Annotated in this window: 14 protein-coding genes; 9 read left to right on the top strand and 5 right to left on the bottom strand. The window is 65.4% G+C overall.

Going from position 1 to position 18,497, the window contains the following annotated elements; translation table 11 throughout:
- Positions 1-98: 98 nt before the first annotated feature.
- Together AC0MAZ_RS20840 and gloB are read right to left on the bottom strand one after the other, a co-directional pair.
- Complete coding sequence (locus AC0MAZ_RS20840) at positions 99-1,526, bottom strand: lytic transglycosylase domain-containing protein (RefSeq protein WP_203651896.1); 1,428 nt, start codon at positions 1,524-1,526, stop codon at positions 99-101.
- A gap of 100 nt (positions 1,527-1,626) precedes the next feature.
- Positions 1,627-2,406 (bottom strand): hydroxyacylglutathione hydrolase, encoded by a 780-nt coding sequence (gene gloB / locus AC0MAZ_RS20835; RefSeq protein WP_475859011.1) that lies wholly within the window; start codon positions 2,404-2,406, stop codon positions 1,627-1,629.
- 84 nt (positions 2,407-2,490) lie between these two features.
- Between gloB and AC0MAZ_RS20830 the strand changes: the two genes are divergently transcribed.
- The 4 genes from AC0MAZ_RS20830 to AC0MAZ_RS20815 all read left to right on the top strand — a co-directional run bounded on the left by AC0MAZ_RS20830 (position 2,491) and on the right by AC0MAZ_RS20815 (position 7,040).
- Positions 2,491-3,264: a class I SAM-dependent methyltransferase gene (locus AC0MAZ_RS20830; protein ID WP_203651900.1), complete on the top strand. Its 774-nt coding sequence runs from the start codon at positions 2,491-2,493 to the stop codon at positions 3,262-3,264.
- Between the two features lie 13 nt (positions 3,265-3,277).
- Positions 3,278-3,724, top strand: coding sequence for a ribonuclease HI (rnhA, locus tag AC0MAZ_RS20825; protein WP_028690529.1), 447 nt, complete (start codon positions 3,278-3,280; stop codon positions 3,722-3,724).
- 162 nt (positions 3,725-3,886) lie between these two features.
- Positions 3,887-4,642, top strand: coding sequence for a DNA polymerase III subunit epsilon (gene dnaQ / locus AC0MAZ_RS20820; protein ID WP_254464468.1), 756 nt, complete (start codon positions 3,887-3,889; stop codon positions 4,640-4,642).
- Between the two features lie 154 nt (positions 4,643-4,796).
- Positions 4,797-7,040: an Orn/Lys/Arg family decarboxylase gene (locus AC0MAZ_RS20815; protein ID WP_475859008.1), complete on the top strand. Its 2,244-nt coding sequence runs from the start codon at positions 4,797-4,799 to the stop codon at positions 7,038-7,040.
- Here AC0MAZ_RS20815 and AC0MAZ_RS20810 read toward each other — a convergent pair.
- Positions 7,024-7,242, bottom strand: a complete 219-nt coding sequence (locus tag AC0MAZ_RS20810; protein WP_028690532.1) for a hypothetical protein — start codon at positions 7,240-7,242, stop codon at positions 7,024-7,026. The genes AC0MAZ_RS20815 and AC0MAZ_RS20810 overlap by 17 nt on opposite strands.
- Before the next feature lie 158 nt (positions 7,243-7,400).
- Between AC0MAZ_RS20810 and AC0MAZ_RS20805 the strand changes: the two genes are divergently transcribed.
- The gene (locus AC0MAZ_RS20805; protein ID WP_232856337.1) at positions 7,401-7,961 is read left to right on the top strand and encodes an NADPH-dependent FMN reductase; all 561 of its coding nucleotides are present in this window, start codon (positions 7,401-7,403) and stop codon (positions 7,959-7,961) included.
- A 127-nt stretch (positions 7,962-8,088) separates the two neighbouring features.
- Here the strand turns inward: AC0MAZ_RS20805 and phnX are convergent, their stop codons facing one another.
- The gene (gene phnX / locus AC0MAZ_RS20800) at positions 8,089-8,916 is read right to left on the bottom strand and encodes a phosphonoacetaldehyde hydrolase (protein WP_475859006.1); all 828 of its coding nucleotides are present in this window, start codon (positions 8,914-8,916) and stop codon (positions 8,089-8,091) included.
- 34 nt (positions 8,917-8,950) lie between these two features.
- On the bottom strand, positions 8,951-10,057 hold the full coding sequence (locus tag AC0MAZ_RS20795; RefSeq protein ID WP_475859004.1) for a 2-aminoethylphosphonate--pyruvate transaminase: 1,107 nt from the start codon (positions 10,055-10,057) through the stop codon (positions 8,951-8,953).
- A gap of 113 nt (positions 10,058-10,170) precedes the next feature.
- Here AC0MAZ_RS20795 and AC0MAZ_RS20790 point away from each other — a divergent pair, with 113 nt between their 5' ends.
- The 4 genes from AC0MAZ_RS20790 to AC0MAZ_RS20775 all read left to right on the top strand — a co-directional run bounded on the left by AC0MAZ_RS20790 (position 10,171) and on the right by AC0MAZ_RS20775 (position 18,487).
- Positions 10,171-11,034, top strand: a complete 864-nt coding sequence (locus AC0MAZ_RS20790; protein WP_203651913.1) for a LysR substrate-binding domain-containing protein — start codon at positions 10,171-10,173, stop codon at positions 11,032-11,034.
- A gap of 64 nt (positions 11,035-11,098) precedes the next feature.
- Positions 11,099-12,127, top strand: coding sequence for an AraC family transcriptional regulator (locus AC0MAZ_RS20785; RefSeq protein ID WP_203651914.1), 1,029 nt, complete (start codon positions 11,099-11,101; stop codon positions 12,125-12,127).
- A gap of 70 nt (positions 12,128-12,197) precedes the next feature.
- The gene (locus tag AC0MAZ_RS20780) at positions 12,198-16,751 is read left to right on the top strand and encodes an NEL-type E3 ubiquitin ligase domain-containing protein (protein ID WP_475859002.1); all 4,554 of its coding nucleotides are present in this window, start codon (positions 12,198-12,200) and stop codon (positions 16,749-16,751) included.
- An 89-nt stretch (positions 16,752-16,840) separates the two neighbouring features.
- Complete coding sequence (locus AC0MAZ_RS20775) at positions 16,841-18,487, top strand: AMP-binding protein (protein WP_475859000.1); 1,647 nt, start codon at positions 16,841-16,843, stop codon at positions 18,485-18,487.
- Positions 18,488-18,497: the final 10 nt, after the last annotated feature.

Here is an 18,497-nt window from a genome sequence, read left to right as displayed (position 1 = left end):
CCTTTCGCGGCACAAGGCCGCTCCTACAGAGTCTGCGTAATCCCTGTAGGAGCGGCCTTGTGCCGCGAAAGGGGCGCGAAGCGCCCCCGGGATTCACATCAACGCGACAGGTAAACGGTCAGCGTCTGCCCCGGCTTGAGCGCATGCCCGCTGCGCGGGTTCCAGCGCTTGAGGTGTTTCATCTCGACGTTGAAACGCTTGGCCACCAGGTAGTACGAGTCGCCCTTGCGCACCTTGTACTGGGTGGAACGCTGCTTGGCATCGGCCACGCGGTTGGCCGCCGCGCTCGGCGCGTTGCCGCCACGCAGGGCCAGCACCTGGCCGACCTTGAGGCTGTTGCCGCGCAGGCTGTTCCAGCGCTGGATGTCCTTGACCGCGACGCGGTTGGCCTTGGCGATGCTGCCCAGGTTGTCGCCGCGCTTGACCCGGTAGCTGCGCGCCGCCGGCGCCTTGGCATCGGCCAGGGCGGCCTGGAACACGGCCTTGTTCGGCTGCAGGGCGACCAGTTCCTCGGGCTTGAGGTTGGACATGCGGTCGCTCAGCAACTGTGCCTTGGCGGTAGGCACCAGCAACTGCTGCGGGCCGTCCACGGTCATGCGCTTCTTGAAGGCGGGGTTGAGCTGGATCAGCTCGTCTTCGTCGATGTCGGCGAAGGCCGCGACGCGCGACAGGTCGAGGCGGTCGTTGATGGCGACGGCTTCGAAATAGGGTTCGTTGGCGATCGGGTTCAGGTTGATCCCGTAGGCGGCCGGGGTGTTGACCACCTGCGACAGGGCCAGCAGCTTGGGCACGTAGTCGCGGGTTTCCTGCGGCAGCGGCAGGTTCCAGTAGTCGGTCGGCAGGCCCAGGCGCTCGTTGCGCTCGATGGCGCGGCTGACGGTGCCTTCGCCGGCATTGTAGGCCGCCAGGGCCAGCAGCCAGTCGCCGTTGAACATGTCGTGCAGGCGGTTCAGGTAATCCAGCGCGGCGTTGGTCGAGGCGGTGACGTCGCGACGGCCATCGTAGAAGTTGGTCTGGCGCAGCTTGAAGTGGCGCCCGGTGGACGGGATGAACTGCCACATGCCGGCGGCGTGTGCGCGGGAGTAGGCCATCGGGTTGTAGGCGCTCTCGATGGCCGGCAGCAGGGCCAGCTCCAGCGGCATGTCGCGTTCTTCGAGGCGCTCGACGATGTAGTGCAGGTAGAGGCTGCCGCGCTCGCCGGCGTTCTCGAGGAACGACGGGTTGCTGGCGAACCATAGGCGCTGCTGTTCGATGCGCGGGTTGACGTCCATGCCGTCCTGTAGGGCGAAGCCCTGGCGCATGCGCTCCCAGACGTCCTGGGGCGGCGCTTCCTTGGGCTTGACCACCAGTGGCGCGGGCTTGTGCTTGATCCGCGCCTGGTAGTTGTGCGCGCGAACGCTGTCGGATTCGTCGAGCTGACGGGTGCTCTGGCAGCCGACCAGGGTGGCGGCCAGCGCCAGTGCACTGATCTGTGCCAGTCGCGTCAGGGCGACCGAATGAGCGGTTCTGCGGCTAGGGGAAGACATCGGCTGGAACGGTTATCCGGGCAAAAAAGTTGGGCGATTCTAGAAACCGGCCCCGGCCGGGTCAACCTTTGGGCTTGTGTCACGATATATCTTGAGGTTATCAGAACACGTCCTTCCAAGACCTCAAGGCAGCAAAAACAGTGGCTTGGGTGGGGTTGGAATGTCCCTTCCATTCGTCTGCTTTTTGTTTAACGAATGTTTCAGCGGTACGCAAAAACGGGTTGGTCAGGCGCTCCAGGCCGATGGTGGAGGGCAGGCTGATGCGATTGTTGGCGCGCAGGCGGGTAACGTCTTCGAACCGTTGCAGAACGTGCGGGTTTTCCGGTTCCACGGCGCGGGCGAAGCGCAGGTTGCTCAGGGTATATTCGTGGGCGCAGTACACTTCGGTCTCGGCGGGCAGGGCGGCCAGGCGCTGCAGCGAATGGTGCATCTGTTCAGGCGTGCCTTCGAACAGGCGACCGCAACCGGCGGCGAACAGGGTGTCGCCACTGAACAGTAGCGGCGTGGGCGATTGCGCAGTGTAATAGGCGATATGCCCCAGGGTGTGGCCGGGCATGGCCATGACTTCGAACGTCAGGCCCAGGGCTTTGACCTGCGCGCCATCCTCCAGGGCGACGTCGCGGGCCGGAATGAGCTCGTTGGCCGGGCCGTAGACGGTGGCACCGGTGGCCTGCTTCAGGGCCTCGACGCCGCCGACATGGTCATGGTGGTGGTGAGTGACCAGGATCGCCTCCAGCGCCCAGTCGCGATGCTGGCCCAGCCAGGCCTGCACCGGCCCGGCATCGCCGGGATCGACCACTGCGCAGCGGCGATTGGCAGTATCCTGTAACAACCAGATGTAGTTGTCGTTGAAAGCGGGTAGGGCATCGATCTGTATCATGTGCGGATCCGTATCGCCAAGCCTGGACATTGAGGGCATCTTAGCCGCGATGGCGCGGCCGGAGAACCTTCGAGGGAGAATGCAATGACCGACCAAGCCTTCGCCCAGGCCGACCCCGACTGGGTCGAACTCATCAGCCTGGCCCGCGACTGGTTCAATGGCCCCCTTGGGCAGTTGATGCTAAAGGAAGAGGAAAAGTTGCTCGAAGAAGAGCTGCGGCGCTTCTTCGGTGGCTACCTGGTGCACTACGGCCCCTGCGCCGAACCGCCGCCCAACGCCCCGCAGGTGCAGCGCAACGTGCGCCTGGGCGCGCCGTTGCCGGGGGTGGAGATCGTCTGCGAGGAGCAGGCCTGGCCGCTGTCGGAACATGCCGCCGACGTGGTGGTGCTGCAGCACGGCCTGGACTTCAGTCTCTCTCCCCACGGATTGCTCCGGGAGGCGGCCAGCGCGGTGCGCCCGGGCGGTCACCTGCTGATCGTCGGCATCAATCCGTGGAGCAGTTGGGGGCTGCGGCATTTCTTCAGCCAGGGCGCCTTGCGCAAGGCCCGCTGCATCTCGGCGTCGCGGGTCGGCGACTGGCTCAACCTGCTGGGCTTCGCGCTGGAGAAACGCCGCTTCGGGTGCTATCGTCCGCCGCTTGCCTCGCCGGCCTGGCAACAGCGCCTGGCCGGTTGGGAGCGGGTGGCCGGGGGCTGGCAGGGCGCCGGTGGCGGTGTCTACCTGCTGGTGGCGCGCAAGATGGTGGTCGGCCTGCGGCCGCTGCGCCTGGAACGCCGCGAGCCGATGGGCAAGCTGCTGCCGCTACCGTTGGCCAAGGTCAATCGCAGCGCCACCCACCCCGATTCCGAAAAGCACTGAACACGAGTGGTACATGAGCGATAGCGTCGAGATCTACACCGATGGTGCCTGCAAGGGCAATCCCGGCCCGGGCGGCTGGGGCGTCCTGATGGTTTTCAAGGGCGTCGAGAAGGAACTGTGGGGCGGCGAGCGCGAGACCACCAACAACCGCATGGAGCTGATGGCCGCGATCGAGGGCCTGAAGGCGCTCAAGCGCGAGTGCGAGGTGGTGCTGACCACCGACTCCCAGTACGTGATGAAGGGCATCAACGAGTGGATGACCAACTGGAAGAAGCGCGGCTGGAAGACCGCCGCCAAGGAGCCGGTGAAGAACGCCGACCTGTGGATGGCCCTCGATGAACAGGTCAACCGGCACAAGGTGACCTGGAAGTGGGTGCGCGGGCACATCGGCCACCCGGGCAACGAGCGGGCCGACCAGTTGGCCAATCGTGGGGTCGATGAGGTGCGGGCTCAGCGTTGAGCCAACTGGGGCTGCTGCGCAGCCCTTTCGCGGCACAAGGCCGCTCCTACAGGATTTACACGGTCCCAGTAGGAGCGGTCTTGTGCCGCGATGGGCCGCAAAGCGGCCCCGATTCCGGTATACTCCCGCCCCGAATTCAAGCCCCGCAAGTTGGAGTCACCCGTGGAGCAGCAGCAAGACAAACGGTTCGTCATCCTCGACACCGAGACCACCGGCATGCCGGTGGCCGAAGGCCACCGCATCATCGAGATCGGTTGCGTCGAGGTCGTGGGCCGGCGCCTGACCGGGCGGCACTTCCATGTCTACCTGCAGCCCGACCGCGAGAGTGACGAGGGTGCGATCAACGTCCACGGCATCACCGACGCCTTCCTGGTCGGCAAACCGCGTTTCGGCGATGTGGCCGAGGAGTTCTTCGACTTCATCCAGGGCGCCACCCTGGTCATCCACAACGCGGCGTTCGACGTCGGCTTCATCAACAACGAGTTCGCGCTGATCGGTCAGCAGGACCGCGCCGACATCTCGCAGCACTGCCCGATCCTCGACACCCTGATGATGGCGCGCTCGCGTCATCCGGGGCAGCGCAACAGCCTCGATGCGCTGTGCAAACGCTACGGCATCGACAACTCCGGCCGTGAACTGCACGGCGCACTGCTCGACTCGGAACTGCTGGCCGACGTCTACCTGGCGATGACCGGTGGCCAGACCAGCCTGTCGCTGGCGGGGGATGGCGCGCAGGGCGAGGATGGGCAGGGCAGCACCGGCAGTGAGATCCGTCGGATTACCGGTCGTGCGGCGGGTAAGGTGATCATGGCTAGCGAGGAAGAGCTCGAGGCCCATGCCGAGCGTTTGGCGGCCGTCGCCAAGTCGGCGGGTGGGCCGGCGATGTGGCAGGTGCTGACCGAGGCCCCCGCCAGCTGATTCTCTGACAGTACCGGCCCTTTCGCGGGTAAACCCGCTCCCACAGGCAACCCCCCCGAACCTGTGGGAGCGGGTTTACCCGCGAAGAGGCCGGCACTGACGACACCAGCCTCAACTACCCTGAGGGGGAAGCCCCCGCAGAGGTAGCCGCCCGATGTACAAGGACCTCCAGTTCCCCATCCTCATCGTCCATCGGGCGATCAAGGCCGACAGCGTCGCCGGCGAACGGGTGCGTGGCATCGCCGACGAACTGGCCAGGGACGGCTTCGCCATCCTCGCCGCCGCCGACCAGGCAGAGGCGCGCCTGGTGGCCGCCACGCATCATGGCCTGGCCTGCATGCTGATCGCCGCCGAGGGTGTCGGCGACAATAGCCGCCTGCTGCAGAACATGGCCGAGCTGATCCGCCTGGCCCGGCTGCGCGCACCCAACCTGCCGATCTTCGCCCTGGGCGAGCAGGTCACCCTGGAGAACGCCCCGGCCGAGGCCATGGGTGAGCTCAACCAGTTGCGCGGCATTCTCTACCTGTTCGAAGACACCGTGCCCTTTCTCGCCCGCCAGGTGGCGCGGGCCGCGCACACTTACCTCGACGGTTTGCTGCCACCGTTCTTCAAGGCCCTGGTGCAACACACCGCGCAGTCGAACTACTCCTGGCACACCCCAGGCCACGGCGGCGGCGTGGCCTATCACAAGAGCCCGGTGGGGCAGGCCTTCCACCAGTTCTTCGGCGAAAACACCCTGCGTTCGGACCTGTCCGTGTCGGTGCCCGAGCTGGGCTCGCTGCTCGATCACACCGGCCCCCTGGCCGCCGCCGAGGCGCGGGCGGCGCGCAACTTCGGCGCCGACCATACCTTCTTCGTCATCAACGGCACCTCCACCGCCAACAAGATCGTCTGGCACGCCATGGTCGGGCGCGGTGACCTGGTGCTGGTGGACCGCAACTGCCACAAGTCGGTGGTGCATGCGATCATCATGACCGGCGCCATCCCCCTCTACCTGTGCCCGGAGCGTAACGAGCTGGGCATCATCGGGCCGATCCCGCTCAGCGAGTTCACCCCAGCGTCCATACAGGCAAAGATCCAGGCCCACCCGCTGGCCCAGGGGCGGCCGGCGAAGATCAAGCTGGCGGTGGTCACCAACTCCACCTATGACGGCCTGTGCTACCACGCTGGCCTCATCAAGCAGACCCTCGGCGCCAGTGTCGAGGTGCTGCACTTTGATGAGGCCTGGTTCGCCTACGCCGCCTTCCACGAGTTCTTCGCCGGCCGCTATGCCATGGGCACGCCGCGCGGCGATGAGGGGCCGCTGCTGTTCAGCACTCATTCCACCCACAAGTTGCTGGCCGCCTTCAGCCAGGCGTCGATGATCCATGTGCAGGATGGCGCCTCCCGCCAGCTGGACCGCGACCGTTTCAACGAAGCCTTCATGATGCATATCTCCACCTCGCCGCAGTACAGCATCCTTGCCTCGCTGGATGTGGCCTCGGCGATGATGGAGGGCCCGGCCGGGCGCTCGCTGCTGCAGGAGATGTTCGACGAGGCCCTGAGCTTTCGCCGGGCGCTGGCCAACCTGCGCGAGCACATCGCCGCCGACGACTGGTGGTTCAGCATCTGGCAGCCCCCGCTGGCGCAGGGCGGCGAGCGCCTGGAGGCGGCGGACTGGCTGTTGCAGCCGGGGGCCGAGTGGCATGGCTTTGCCGAGCTGAGCGACGACTATGTGCTGCTCGATCCGCTCAAGGTCACCCTGGTGATGCCGGGAGCCGGTGGTGGGGCGGGCGAGCACGGCATTCCGGCCGCGGTGGTCGGCAAGTTCCTCTGGGAACGGGGGCTGGTGGTGGAGAAGACCGGTCTGTACAGCTTCCTGGTGCTGTTCTCGATGGGCATCACCAAGGGCAAGTGGAGCACGCTGCTGACCGAACTGCTGGAGTTCAAGCGCCACTACGACGCCAATACCGCGCTGGCCGACTGCCTGCCCAGCGTGCTGACGCCGCAGCCGTCACGCTACCAGGGGCTGGGGCTGCGCGACCTGTGCCAGCAACTGCATGCCTTCTACCGCAGCAATGCCACGTCCAGGCAGCTCAAGCTGCTGTTCACCCGTTTGCCCGAAGTGGCGATGACCCCGGCCGAGGCCTATGACCGGATGGTGCGCGGGGAGGTGGAGGCGGTGCCGATCGAGCAGCTGCTGGGCCGGGTCGCGGCGGTGATGCTGGTGCCGTATCCGCCGGGGATCCCCTTGATCATGCCGGGCGAGCGCTTCACCGAGGCGACCCGCTCGATCCTGGTCTACCTGGAGTGCGCCCGGGCCTTCGACCAGGGCTTCCCGGGCTTCGTCGCCGACGTGCATGGCCTGCAGCGCGAGGGGACGCTGTACACCGTCGATTGCGTCAAGGAATGCGGATGATCTCGACGCCGGTCTGGGCCAGCTCGAAGCGGTCGTCGCCCAGGTGGTTGACGCGGTCGCCGATGGCCAGCCGATAGCTGGTGACCGGCGCGCCGAGGGTGCTGCCGTCAGCCTGCAGGGTGGATTCCTGGAATTCGTGGACGGGGTAGATACGGCCTTCGGCGTCGCGGGCGTGAAACTGGCCGACCATTACTGCTGCCATTTAGGTGGAAACCTCTGAATCGTGTAGGAAATGTCTGTAGGCATAGACCAGTGAAACGCCCGGGAAGTTTTCAGCCGAATGGAAAAAAACCGGGAAGCCGAGGAACGGTCATCTATAACTAACAGGTCCCATTCCCAGAGCAGAGGTTGCAAAACGCCATGAGCCAGGTCTATTCGGTAGCGGTTGTCGTCGGCAGCTTGCGCAAGGAGTCCTACAACCGCAAGGTGGCCCGCGCGCTATCTGAGCTGGCGCCGTCCAGCCTTGCCCTGCGGATCGTCGAGATCGGCGACCTGCCGTTGTACAACGAAGATGTCGAGGCCGAGGGTGCCCCCGAGGCGTGGAAGCATTTTCGCGACGAAATCCGCCGCAGCGACGCGGTGTTGTTCGTCACCCCGGAGTACAACCGTTCGGTGCCGGGCGGGTTGAAGAACGCCATCGACGTGGGTTCGCGGCCCTATGGGCAGAGCGTATGGAGCGGAAAGCCGGCGGCGGTGGCCAGCGTGTCGCCGGGGGCGATCGGCGGGTTCGGCGCCAATCATGCGGTGCGCCAGTCGCTGGTGTTCCTCGACATGCCGTGCATGCAGATGCCCGAGGCTTATATCGGTGGGGCGGCGACGCTGTTCGATGATAGCGGCAAGCTGAACGACAAGACCCGGCCCTTCCTGCAGGGCTTTATCGACCGGTTCGCGTCGTGGGTGAAGTTGAACCGGGCAGTCTGATGGTTCTCGGTTGTCTGCTCTGACGCCTTCGCGGGTAAACCCGCTCCCACAGGAAAATCACCGACTTCCAAGGCAGTGGTATCTCTGTGGGAGCGGGTTTACCCGCGAAGAAAGTAACACCGACCTGTCAAGAGGCCTGCGGCATCTCCCCCTTGGCCAACCGCCGATTGATATCGGCAATTACCTCGGGCAGCTCGTTGATGGTATCGATCAGGTAGTGCGGGCGGGAGCTGGCAAACATCCCATGGATCCGCTTGCGCTCGCTCTCCAGCTTCTCTGCGCTCAACGCCCGGTAGCCTTCCCAGGTCAGCCCCAGGGCATTGCCCGAGCACACCAGCGCCACGGTCCACATCCCGGCGCGGCGGCCTTCGAGAATCCCTGGCACGGTGTCGTCGACCTTCACGCAGGCAGCCACGTCATCGATGCCCAGGGCAATCACGTTGGCCAGCGCCTGGGCCGGCCACGGGCGGCCGTTCGGTGTCTCGTCGGTGGCCACCACATGGTCGGCCACGTAGCCGTTCTGCGCGGCCAGTTCGACCACCTTGTCCATCACCACCTTCGGGTAGCCGGAGCAGGAGCCGATTTTCAGGCCGTCCTTGCGCAGCCCGGTCAGGGTGTCCAGAGCGCCTGGGATCAGCGCCGAGTGCACGGCGATCTTCTCGATCTGCAGCGGCATGAAGCGCTCGTAGATGGCGGTGACATCGTCGTCGGTGGGCGTGCGGCCGAACACCTTGCGGTAGCGCTCGGCGATTTCCGGCACGTCGCACAGGGTGCGGATATGGTCCCACTTGCCCATGCCCATCGGGCCACGGGCTTCTTCGATGGACACCTGCACGTCGAACTCGGCGAAGGCTTCGACGAAGATCTGGGTCGGGGCGAAGGAGCCGAAGTCGACCACGGTGCCGGCCCAGTCGAGGATGGCGGCTTGCAGCTGGGTGGGGTTGCTGTAGTTCATGTGCGCGTTTTCCTTGAATTGGGTGGGCAGAGGGTCAGATGTCCAGCACTTCCATTTCCCGCAGCACCTCGGCCACGGCGTTCACGGCGGCCTGCATGCCATCGGCGCCAACCACGCCGATGCAGCCGACGCGGAAGGTCTCGACCTGGGTCAGCTTGCCCGGGTAGAGGATGAAGCCCTTGGCCTTGACCCGCTCATAGAAGTCCTTGAACTGGTAGCGCGGATCCTTCGGCGCGTGGAAGGTGACGATGATCGGCGCCTGGATGTCGGCGGGCAGGAAGCTCTGCAGGCCGATCTTCGCCATGCCGTCGAGCAGGGTCTTGCAGTTGTCGGCGTAGCGCTGGTGGCGGGCGGGCAGTCCACCCTCTTCGTTGTATTGCTGCAGCGCTTCGTGCAAAGCGGCGACCACGTGGGTCGGCGGGGTGAAGCGCCACTGGCCGGTCTTGGCCATGTAGGCGTGCTGGTCGTGCAGGTCCATGGCCAGGGAGTGGGCGTTGCCTTCGGCGGCGGCCAGGGCGGTTTTCTCGGCGAAGACGAAGCCCATGCCCGGCACGCCTTCCAGGCACTTGCCGGAGGCGGCGATCAGCGCTTCGAAGGGAATTTCACGAGCATCGATCGGCAGCGCACCGAACGAGCTCATGGCGTCGATGATCAGGCGCTTGCCGTGGCGCTGGATCACCTGGGCGATCTCGGGCAGCGGGTTGAGGATGCCGGTGCTGGTCTCGCAGTGGATCAGCGCCACATGGGTCACGGCGGGGTCGGCGGCCAGCAGGCGGTCGACGTCGGCGGCGGTGGTCGGCTGGTCCTCGGCGGTCTCGAAGGTGCTGTAGGCGCGGCCCAGCACCTTGCAGATCTTCGCCAGGCGCTGGCCGTAGGCGCCGTTGATCAGCACCAGCACCTTGCCGTCACGGGGTACCAGGGTGCCGATGGCGGCCTCGACGGCGAAGGTGCCGCTGCCTTGCAGGGGCACGCAGTGGTGGCTGGCGCTGCCGTCGATGATGGCCAGCAGTTGTTCGCACACGCTGGCGGTCAGCTGGTTGAAGTCGCGATCCCACGAGCCCCAGTCCACGAGCATGGCCTGGCGGGTGCGGATCGAGGTGGTCAGTGGACCGGGGGTCAGCAGGATCGGGGCGTTGCTCATTCCGGGGTTCCTCACTTGCGGTGGGCTGGAAACTAGTGGGACTAGGTTGCAATTCGCCGTGTCATCAATCAAATTGTTTGTAGATATGCCAGCCATAAGTCAGGCCGATAGATATGAACCTGTTCCAGCTCCGCGCCTTCGACGCCGTCGCCCGCGAGGGCAGCTTCACCCGCGCCGCCGAGCGCCTGTTCATCAGCCAGCCGGCGGTGACCGGGCATGTGAAGGCGTTGGAGGAGCACTACCAGATCACCTTGCTGCGCCGTACCGCCCGGCGGGTCGAGCTGACCGAGGAGGGCACGCGCCTGGCGGCCATCACCCGGGCCATGTTCGGCCTGGCCGAGGAAGCCCAGGCCATGCTCGAGGCCAACCGGCAGTTGCTGACCGGGCGCCTGGAGGTGGCGGCGGACGGCCCGCACCGGGTGATGCCGATGCTGGCGCAACTGCGCGAGCGCTACCCCGGCATCACCGTCAACCTGCGCCTGGGCAATGCCCAGGAAACCCTGGCCGCGTTGCTGTCGGAACATGCCGATGTGGCCGTGCTGACCGAGATCGAGCCGCGCAAGGGCCTGCACCTGCAGGCGTTATGCGAATCGCGGTTGTGTGCACTGTTGCCGGTGGGGCATGCCTGGGCGGGTGCCGGGGGTGACTTGCCGCTGGCCGAGCTGGACAGGCAGATCATGGTGCTGCGCGAGCCCAGCTCGACCACCCGGCGCACCTTCGACAAGGCCTGCGCCGACGCTGGCGTGCAACCCCGGGTGCTGCTGGAACTGGACAGCCGCGAAGCGGTCACCGAGGCGGTGGCGGCGGAGCTGGGCATCGGCGTGGTGTCCTCCACCGAAGTGGCCCATGACCCGCGGGTGGTGGCCCGCCCCCTGGGCGGCCAGGGTCTGGTCAACCAGCACATGGTCGGTTGCCTGGAGCGCCGCCGTGAGTTGCGCCTGATCCAGGCGTTCCTGAGCCTGGCCGCCGGTCAGTGATTGGCGGCTGACGTTTTCCCCATGGCGGCCTAAGATGGCGGCCACAGCGCAGACTGGATTGTCGATGAGCGAGAAGGACACCATTTCCATGCAACTGGTGCGCGAAGCCCTGTTGCAGACCTGCCCGGCCGGCGAGCCCGACGCCGGGCTGCTGGCGCGTGCCGGGATCGCGGCCGAGCAGTTGGACCTGCCCGAGGCGCGGGTCACGGCGGAGTCCTACGCCCGGCTCTGGCGCCTGTTGGCGCGCCGTTGCAACGACGAGTTCTTCGCCATGGACCGGCGCGGCCTGCGCAGCGGCAGCCTGGCCTTCATGGCCCGCAGCGCCATGGCCCAGCCGACCCTGGGCGCGGCCCTGGACAACCTGCTGGCGTTCCTGTCGCTGATGCTCGAAGACCTGCAGCCGGGCCTGGTGCGCCAGCAGAGCCTGGCCGAGATCGTCATCAACGAACCCGGCGATACGCCGCGCCGGGCGTTCACCTACTTCACCTTCTGGATGATCGTGCACGGCCTGGCCTGTTGGTTGGCCGGGCGGCGCATCCCGATCCTGGCCATCGACCTGCGCTGCGCCGAGCCGCCGTTTTGCGACGACTACCGGGTGATGTTTTCCGAGAACCTGCAGTTCGAGCGCCCGCGCACGCGGATGATCATCGCCGCCGAATGCCTTGAACTGCCGGTCAGACGCAGTGACGAGGAGTTGCAGCGCTTCCTGGCCGAGGCCCCGGGCAACATCCTGGTCAAGTTCCGCGACCCGGCCAGTCTGGCCCGGCAGATCCGCCACCGCTTGCTGGAAATGCCGCCGGGGGGCTGGCCGGACGCCGAGCAGGTGGCCGCCACCCTGCACATGTCGGTGTCGACGTTGCGCCGGCGTCTGTCGGAAGAGGGCCAGAGCTACCAGGGCATCAAGGATGGCGTGCGTCGGGAGCTGGCCATTGCCTGGCTGGCCGAGGCGCAACTGGGGTTGGGCGATATCGCCGAACGTCTGGGCTTTGCCGACAGCAGCTCGTTCTACAAGGCGTTTCGCAAGTGGTTCGGCTGCAACCCGGGGCATTACCGTTCGCTGGTCATGCAAGAAGGCGGCGTACCGGGTGGGTGAGCCTTCCCGCTGAAGCGCCGCCGAGGGCTTGTGCATTGTGAGGCACCTCCAAGCACAAGGTCCCTACAGCATGAACGCCAACACTCTCCAGCCAACTGAAGCGGGCAGGAACGCGCAATTGCGCGTGCTTCTGGACAAGTTTATCGGTGCAAAGCTGCCGGACTGGTTTACGCAGGTTCCCGTGGAGCGCCTGAGGGCGCTGCATAACGCATTCCAAGGCCATGAAAAGAGTCGCCAGCGCCTGGTGCGGGCGACGGTGGGGCTGGTCTCGGCGCAACAGTTCGCCGAACAGCATTTCCAGCCGATGCTCAAGACCATGTTGCCCGAGGGAGTCGCGCTGGATGCGCTGGAATGGGTCGACGCGTGGTACGGGCTGACGCCGATCCTGTCCACGCCAGGTGTCGAACCACGCGAACTGCGTTCGCCGGCACGGTTGCGGTTGATGCAGAACTTCCCCTCGGCAGCTTCGTTCTTCGTCGCCACAGGTCTGGTGAGCAGCGGCACTTCGGCGGTCCTGGCCAGCCCGGAGGGCGTTGCCGGTGCCTGCCGCAAGCTGGATCTGGGCAAGCAGTACCAGGCACTGGTTGCTCAGGTGCTCAGCCCGGCCAGTCGCACATTGCTTGCTGAACACAAACGAGCCGCGTTTGTCCTGATGTGCGAGCTGGCCCTGTGCCGCGCGCAGATCAGCGCCGAAGAGTACATGGCCCTTGACCAGCTATCGAGCGGCAAGGCAGATCAGCCAGGTCAACAATGCTTCGCTGGCGCCGGCGAACTGCGCATGCTGGGATTCACCGTCGAGAACGCCTTGAAAATCCAGTTGCGCGATGCGCAGGGTACGGACAAGGGCGTGATCCTCTACGTGCCCGACGACGGCCAGAACTCCCTGCGCCGTTTCGATTCGGTCCAGCGGATGGAGCAGACGCTGGCAAGTGAGCTGGAAAACGCGAATATCCGCCGCGACTTTCGCGAGCGGATTCGCCTGCGTGACCGTGCTGCCTTCAGTCAGTTGCTGGACAAGCGCCTGAGTGATGATGTGCCGGACCTGCAAATGGTCGGTGCCGCGTCCGGGCAGGATATCTTCATCACCCTGGCCATTACCCAGGTCGAGCGGTTCAAGGATGACGGCAAGCTGCTGCTGGTCTCGAATGCGGACGCCGATCAGCGGGTGGCCAACGAACGTCTGGCCGTCTGGTCCGAGATCGGTCTCGGCGTGCTTGGCCTGGCCGGCCTGGGTATCCCGATCGTCGGTGTCGCGTTGTTCGCGACCTTGGTGGTGGACACCCTCGCGCATGTCTATGAGGGCGCCGTCGACTGGAGCAAGGGACATCAGCATGAAGCGCTCGAGCACCTGTTCGCTGTTGCCGAAACTATGGCGATAACTGCTGCCGTCGCCGCAGGTGCCACGGCGCTGGCGAGCGTGTTGAAGCGCAGTTCATTTGTCGACCTGCTGGATCCGGTCAGGACAAGCCTTGGGGCACGCCTGTGGCAGGCGGACCTGCAGGTGTACGAATCGGACCCGGGTGCCGCGCGGCTTTTGGATAATGGTCTGTATGGCGAGGGCCGTCGACGCTGGTTGCGTGCCGACGACAAATACTACGAGTTGCAGCGGGAGGCGCCAGACAAGCCCTGGCGCCTGCGCCATGCCGAACGCGGGAACGCTTACGGGCCGCCGGTCGACTTCAATGGCGAACGTTGCTGGCGCATACGTCTGGAGCGGCCTCTGGAGTGGAATGACAGCACGCGGATGCTCAACCGCCTGTGGCCGTTGGACCCACCGCTGTGCGCCGAAACGGCCGGGCGGATCCTGCAGGTGGCCGGGGTCGACAAGGAGGCGTTGCGTGGGGTGCTGGTGGAAAATCGTCAGGCACCGATCGCTCTGCGGGATACGCTCAGACGCTACATGGCGGCGAGTCGGGTTTCGGCGCTGTTCAGCGCCCTGGAGAAGCCCGGCGTAATCCTGAAGGACACCCAGGTGCTGGCCTGGTGCAGGGGCAGCGCGGATATGCAAGCGCTGGATGACCAGGCCATCGGCAGGCAGTTGTTGACGCGACGGTACGAGCTGCGTGAGGCGTTGCAGAGCCACCTGGCGGAAGACCTGCTGCTTGCCGAGGATCCCCTGGAGGCATTGCCGGACGATGAACCTGCTGCAGACGCGCTGCTGCAGCAGTTGCAAAGCGAGTTTCCCGGCTTGCCCCTGGCCTACGCCACCGAGGCGCTGCAAAACGCAGACTCGATGCTGCGGCGGGTGGCCATCAGCGAGTCTCGGTTGCCGATGGCAATCCTCAAGCAGGTTCGCTCGCTGCTTGGGCAAGCGCGGCTGACACGGGCACTTGAAGGTCTTCTGCTGGACACCAGCTACAACGATGGGACTGGCGAGCTGGTGCTGGCCTTGCTGCCCAGGCTCGCCAAATGGCCTGCGTCGTTGAATCTGGAACTGCGCGAAGGTTCGGCGTTTGGCCGACTGATCAGTGTGCTGGACCCTCAAGGTCCGAGCGAGAAACGCACGGTACTGGTCTGGCGCTCGGGCCAGTTCCACCTCTACGACCACCGGGGGCTGGCGCTGGAGCAGGACATCGACGCGCCGGGCGGGCTGTTCCAGGCCTTGGTGAGCTTGCTCGGGCAGGAGGGGAGGCAGGCCCTCAGACTGACCGGGCAGTTGCCGGCCGAACAGCTGCGCCAGGCAATCATCGGCGAACTGCCGAAAACTCGGGACGCAATCATCAACCGTTTAGGCTGGCGGGCGGTGGCTCCCAGGTTCAACCCTGGCAGGCGTTTGCCCGATGGGCGAGTCGGCTACACCCTTGGTGGCTCTTTCTCCAGGCGCTCGGGGACCATGGATACCCTGAGGCTGCGGGTTCGGGCGCTGTATCCCTCGCTCAGTGCCATCGAGGTGGACAGGATGATTCAGGAGTGGCAGTTGCGCACAGGGGATGCCATAGAGGAGCTGTTGTCCCAGGAAACCAACTTCACATACCTGGACGATACCCTGAGCACTTGGGAGCGCGAGCCGCGCAGCCGCGGGCTGCGCAATCGGCGCCGGCAGTTCTCCAACCGCCTGCGCAGCGCCTGGCGTCATGAAGGGGAAACCATTCGCAGCAGCAGCGAGGAGCGAGTCGGGCGTATCCTGAGCATTGAAGGGTGGCGCATCGGCTCGTTGCCAGACCTGCCAGCGGAAGTCGACATGGGGCACATCTATGAGTTGCGCATGTCCGGCATGGACTTGATGAGCATGTCGCCGATGTTCCTGGGCTGTTTCGATTCCCTGGAAACGCTGAGCCTGAACAACAACCTGCTGACTTCTGTGCCAGAGCAGATCGCCCAGTTGCCCAGGCTCAGGCGGCTGGAGATGAGGTCGAACCGGATCCAGATGAATGCCTCGGGCGTCGAGACCTTGTCCAGCCTTGAAGGTTTGGAGACATTGGTGCTCGATTTCAACCCGCTGCGTTCGCTCGATCTGGATTTCGCCCGTCTTCCCGAATTGCAGTTCCTCAGGGTGAACCGATGCTCCCTGAGAAGCGTGCCGACAGGTATCGAGCGATGTACTCAACTGATCCTGGCCGATCTACGCTTCAACCTGATTACCACGATTCCCAATGGCCTGATGGCCACCTCGCGCCCCTTCAGGCGCCGTGTGAACCTGGATGGCAATCCGTTACCGTTGCAAACCCTGACCGCGTTCATGGCCGGGGACGCCGAGGAACCTGTCGATGCTCAGCTCCCTGAGGTTGTCGACCCTCTGCAACGCTGGCTTGAAACATGCGAACTGCAAGGGCGCACCGAGCGACGCACCATGTGGCAGCGCGTGCAGCAACTCGAAGGCAGCGCGCAATTGTTCCGGTTGTTGGCCAGTCTCACCAGGACCCAGGATTTCCTCCAGGCCCCCGAGTATCTGGGCGACCAGGTCTGGCAGTTGATCGAGGATCTCGACACCGACAGCGTGTTGCGCGATGACCTCTTCACCCATGCCGGTATCCAGCTCACCTGCCATGACAGTGTCGCGGAACGCTTCAGCAGGCTGTGGATGCGGGCGTTGGTTCACCATGCCGAAGTAGAGGGCAAGGTAGGAAGCAATGGTGACGAACTGTTGAAACTGGGGCGGGCCCTGTTTCGCCTGGACCGTCTCGACGAGTTCGCCAGGCAGGAGGTAATGCTGCGCGAGGCGGCGGGGCAGGAGGTCGATGAACTGGAGGTCGTGCTCGGCTTGCGGGTCGAGCTGGCCGACACGCTGGGTCTGATCGGGCAGCCCAGGTCGATGTTGTATGGGGCTGTAGCGGATATCACGCCTGCGTTGAAGGAGCGGGCGGTCGATGCGGTGCTGGCGGATGAGACGGATGGGCACCTGGTGCGGAGTCTGGTGAACCGCGAGTTCTGGCGTGATTACCTGAAAGTGCGGCATGACGAACTCTTTGCCCAGCATGACGAAGAGTACGTTGAAAAGCTTGCCGCGCTGGACGAGCAAGCCTTGAGCAGCGATGCCTATCTGAAGGCCTGCAATGCCGTGGCGGCTGAGCGTGAGGCCAGTGAGCGCACCATGCTGGTCACGCTGACCCAGGAGGTGCTCGACCTTGAGGCGGTGGGCGTCAAGCTCGGCCCGGAGGATGGCGAATCCGCTCAGCCGGATTGACAGCTTTGGCCATTGCCGGTTGCGCCTGGCGGCGCGAACATCGTCAGACCGATGGTGCACTCCAACAATAAGAAACCAGGAGTCTGACGATGCGCGATTACGCCGAGGCCGCCCGTTCGTTCGACCATGCCCGGGCCGCCGCCGCGGCGCTGCATGGCAACCTCGAGGCCCTCAACGCCTGTGTCGAGTGCTGCGACCGCCACACCGGCAGCAACAAACCCGCCCTGGTCTGGGAAGACCGGGATGGCAACAGCGGGCGCTACACCTTCGATCAACTGCAGGCCCTGGCCGCACGCTTTGCCAACGTGCTCAAGGCCCAGGGCGTCGAGGCCGGCGACCGGGTCGCCGGGCTCATGCCGCGTACCCCCGAATTGCTGGTGACCATCCTTGCCACCTGGCGCCTGGGCGCGGTCTACCAACCCCTGTTTACCGCATTCGGCCCGAAGGCCATCGAGCACCGCCTCGAGCAGTCCCACGCCAAGGTGGTGATCACCGATCGCAACAACCGGCCCAAGCTCGATCAGGTGGCGGACTGCCCGACCATCGTCACGGTCGCCGCCGTCGAGGGCGAACTGGACTTCCATCGCAGTCTCGAGGCCGCCGCCGGCGATTGCGCGCCGGTGATGCGTACCGGCGACGATCCTTTCCTGTTGATGTTCACCTCGGGCACCACCGGCCCGGCCAAGCCGCTGGAAGTGCCGCTGCGCGCCATCGTCGCGTTCCAGGGCTACATGCGTGACGCCATCGGTCTGCGCCCGGACGACAACTTCTGGAACCTGGCCGACCCCGGTTGGGCCTATGGCCTTTACTACGCGGTCACCGGACCGCTGTCGCTTGGCCATGCCACCACCTTCTACGACGGCCCGTTCAGCGTTGAAAGCTGCGCGCGGGTCATCGACAAGCTGGGCATCACCAATCTGGCAGGCTCGCCCACGGCCTACAGGTTGCTGATCGCGGCGGGCAGCGCATTCTCGGCGCCGATCAAAGGGCGCCTGCGGGTGGTCAGCAGTGCCGGCGAACCGCTCAACCCGGAAGTGATCCGCTGGTTCGCCGACGAGCTCGGGGTGACCATCCACGACCACTATGGCCAGACCGAGCTGGGCATGGTGCTGTGCAACCACCATGCGCTGGCGCACCCGGTGCACCTGGGTTCGGCCGGCTTCGCCATTCCCGGCCACCGCATCGTGGTGGTGGACGAGCAGGGCAACGAACTGCCAGTCGGCCAGCCTGGCATCCTCGCGGTGGATCGCGAGCAGTCGCCGCTGTGCTGGTTCGCCGGCTACCACGGGCTGCCGACCAAGGCCTTTTGCGGTAAGTACTACCTGTCCGGCGACACCGTCGAGCTCAACCAGGATGGCAGCATCAGCTTCGTCGGTCGTAGCGACGATGTGATCACCACCTCCGGCTACCGGGTCGGCCCATTCGATGTGGAAAGCGCCCTGATCGAGCACCCGGCAGTGGTCGAGGCGGCGGTGATCGGCAAGCCCGACCCGGAACGCACCGAACTGATCAAGGCCTTCGTGGTGTTGGCCCAGGGTTACCAGGGCAGCGCCGAACTTGAGGAAACCCTGCGCCAGCATGTACGCCAGCGCCTCTACGCCCACGCCTACCCGCGTGAAATCGAATTCGTCGGCGAGCTGCCCAAGACCCCGAGCGGCAAGCTGCAGCGCTTCATCCTGCGCAACCAGGAAATCGCCCGACAACAAGCCGCGCAGCCGATCGCTGCGGGCGCCTGAAGGAAGACCG

The organism is Pseudomonas sp. A, from assembly GCF_056270345.1.
Note: the sequence above shows the minus strand (reverse complement) of the source record. Positions and strands in the feature narration are given on the sequence as shown.

Excerpts from the sequence above, each read along its gene's own strand:
- AC0MAZ_RS20840 (WP_203651896.1), bottom strand. The coding sequence starts at position 1,526 with ATGTCTTCCCCTAGCCGCAGAACCGCTCATTCGGTCGCCCTGACGCGA.
- gloB (WP_475859011.1), bottom strand. The coding sequence starts at position 2,406 with ATGATACAGATCGATGCCCTACCCGCTTTCAACGACAACTACATCTGG.
- AC0MAZ_RS20830 (WP_203651900.1), top strand. The coding sequence starts at position 2,491 with ATGACCGACCAAGCCTTCGCCCAGGCCGACCCCGACTGGGTCGAACTC.
- rnhA (WP_028690529.1), top strand. The coding sequence starts at position 3,278 with ATGAGCGATAGCGTCGAGATCTACACCGATGGTGCCTGCAAGGGCAAT.
- AC0MAZ_RS20815 (WP_475859008.1), top strand. The coding sequence starts at position 4,797 with ATGTACAAGGACCTCCAGTTCCCCATCCTCATCGTCCATCGGGCGATC.
- AC0MAZ_RS20810 (WP_028690532.1), bottom strand. The coding sequence starts at position 7,242 with ATGGCAGCAGTAATGGTCGGCCAGTTTCACGCCCGCGACGCCGAAGGC.
- AC0MAZ_RS20805 (WP_232856337.1), top strand. The coding sequence starts at position 7,401 with ATGAGCCAGGTCTATTCGGTAGCGGTTGTCGTCGGCAGCTTGCGCAAG.
- phnX (WP_475859006.1), bottom strand. The coding sequence starts at position 8,916 with ATGAACTACAGCAACCCCACCCAGCTGCAAGCCGCCATCCTCGACTGG.
- AC0MAZ_RS20795 (WP_475859004.1), bottom strand. The coding sequence starts at position 10,057 with ATGAGCAACGCCCCGATCCTGCTGACCCCCGGTCCACTGACCACCTCG.
- AC0MAZ_RS20790 (WP_203651913.1), top strand. The coding sequence starts at position 10,171 with ATGAACCTGTTCCAGCTCCGCGCCTTCGACGCCGTCGCCCGCGAGGGC.
- AC0MAZ_RS20785 (WP_203651914.1), top strand. The coding sequence starts at position 11,099 with ATGAGCGAGAAGGACACCATTTCCATGCAACTGGTGCGCGAAGCCCTG.
- AC0MAZ_RS20780 (WP_475859002.1), top strand. The coding sequence starts at position 12,198 with ATGAACGCCAACACTCTCCAGCCAACTGAAGCGGGCAGGAACGCGCAA.
- AC0MAZ_RS20775 (WP_475859000.1), top strand. The coding sequence starts at position 16,841 with ATGCGCGATTACGCCGAGGCCGCCCGTTCGTTCGACCATGCCCGGGCC.